4 protein-coding genes are annotated in these 1,466 nt (G+C 70.3%); all 4 read left to right on the top strand.

What is annotated here, in order from left to right; genetic code table 11:
• Nucleotides 1–190 (top strand): hypothetical protein (locus ACFYWL_RS31180; RefSeq protein WP_386980423.1); only part of this gene is annotated, 190 nt, incomplete at its 5' end.
• Between the two features lie 17 nt (nucleotides 191–207).
• Nucleotides 208–492: an HNH endonuclease gene (locus ACFYWL_RS31175; RefSeq protein WP_386980420.1), complete on the top strand. Its 285-nt coding sequence runs from the start codon at nucleotides 208–210 to the stop codon at nucleotides 490–492.
• Nucleotides 493–494: 2 nt separating this feature from the next.
• Nucleotides 495–893, top strand: a complete 399-nt coding sequence (locus ACFYWL_RS31170) for a hypothetical protein (protein WP_386980417.1) — start codon at nucleotides 495–497, stop codon at nucleotides 891–893.
• A gap of 24 nt (nucleotides 894–917) precedes the next feature.
• Nucleotides 918–1,355 carry an AAA family ATPase gene (locus ACFYWL_RS31165; RefSeq protein ID WP_386980415.1) on the top strand — a complete coding sequence of 146 codons (438 nt, stop codon included), beginning with the start codon at nucleotides 918–920 and terminating at the stop codon, nucleotides 1,353–1,355.
• Nucleotides 1,356–1,466 lie beyond the last annotated feature (111 nt).

Genomic DNA, 1,466 nt, shown 5'->3' with positions numbered 1-1,466 from the left:
CTGCGCCGCCGCCCTCAAGGCCCAGTACAAGGCCGACCGCACCGGCCGCCCCGACGCCTGCCGCAACGTGAAGGACGACGACTACAACGTTCTCGTCGCCAGCGCGGCCATGGCAGACCTCGGCTGGCTCGACGACGACGGCGACCTCGACGAGGACAAGATGATCGGCAGCGTCACCAAGACGCCCTGACGACGGAGGTGGCGCCCGTGGTCGGCAACCCCCGCAACGGGCGCCCCTACCGGCGGCTGGTCGACTGGCTCCGCGCCCAGCGCCTCCCCTGCTGGCTCTGCGGCCACGAGATCGGCTACGACCTCGACGCACGGCACCCGCTGTCGTTCACGCTCGACCACGAAGTCCCGCTGTCCCGAGGCGGCGCGCTCCTCGACGTGGCCAACGTGCGGCCGGCGCACCGGCGCTGCAACAGCCGCAAGGGCAACCGAACGCCCGGACCACAGTCGTCTGGGCCGGTACGGTCGTCACGGAGGTGGTGACTGTGACCGAGCCGACCCTGACCCTCTTCGCCTGGGGCCTGCTGTCGAAGTGGGGCTTCAACGACGGTGACGACCCCGAGCTGTGGCTGGACTACTGCGAGGCACGCGGCATCGACTACAACGCCCTGGGCTTCCCTCTCGCCGCGCTGGTCCGCCGGCACCTCGTGCCCGTCCTCGACCAGGACGTCACCGTCGTCGACATCGAGACCTGCCACAACCCCATCCGGGCTGACACGGTCGACGGCGTGGACGTCACCGACGTCTGGTACGGCGACGCCCCCAAGCCGACCCTCACGCCCGAGTACGTGGACGTGCCCATGGCCGACGTCCTGCGCCTGGCGCTCGCCGAGGCGGGCCTGACCGAACCACCGCGCTCCACGCCACCGCTGCCCTTGCCCTGACGGCCAGCCCGGAGGTGGCGCACCGTGCTGTACGTCATCACCGGCCCGCCGGCCTCCGGCAAGTCGTCATGGATCCAGTCGCACGCCACCGCGCGTGACATCGTCATCGACCTGGACCTCATCACCCGTGCCCTCGCCGGACCCGGCGCACCCCAGTGGAACCAGGACCCGGTTATCCTCCGCGTCGCCCACCGCGCCCGGTACGCAGCCATCGACGAAGCCGTGGCACTGCGCGACACCGTCGACGTCTACCTGATCCACACCATGCCCAGCCCCAAGGCGCTCGCGAAGTACAAGCGCCTGGGCGCACGGATCGTGACCGTCGACCCCGGCCGCGACATCGTCATGCAGCGCATCGACGCCATGCGCGACCCGGACATGCACAGGGTCGCCACCCGCTGGTACAACGCCCGCAAGGCTCTGCCGCATGAGGCCATGCCGCAGGCCTCACGGGCCTGGTGACCTGCTGTCACTCCTCGCGCCCGCGACCGCCCGAGCGCGACTGATGACGGCCGGCTCGCTCATTGATCAAGGTTGCGAGCATGCCCCCCGAGGGAGCGGATCAAAAGTTCA

The sequence above is a fragment of the Micromonospora sp. NPDC002575 genome (genome assembly GCF_042889525.1).
Classification (GTDB): domain Bacteria; phylum Actinomycetota; class Actinomycetes; order Mycobacteriales; family Micromonosporaceae; genus Micromonospora; species Micromonospora carbonacea.
This window is presented reverse-complemented; position numbering and strand designations above follow the sequence as displayed.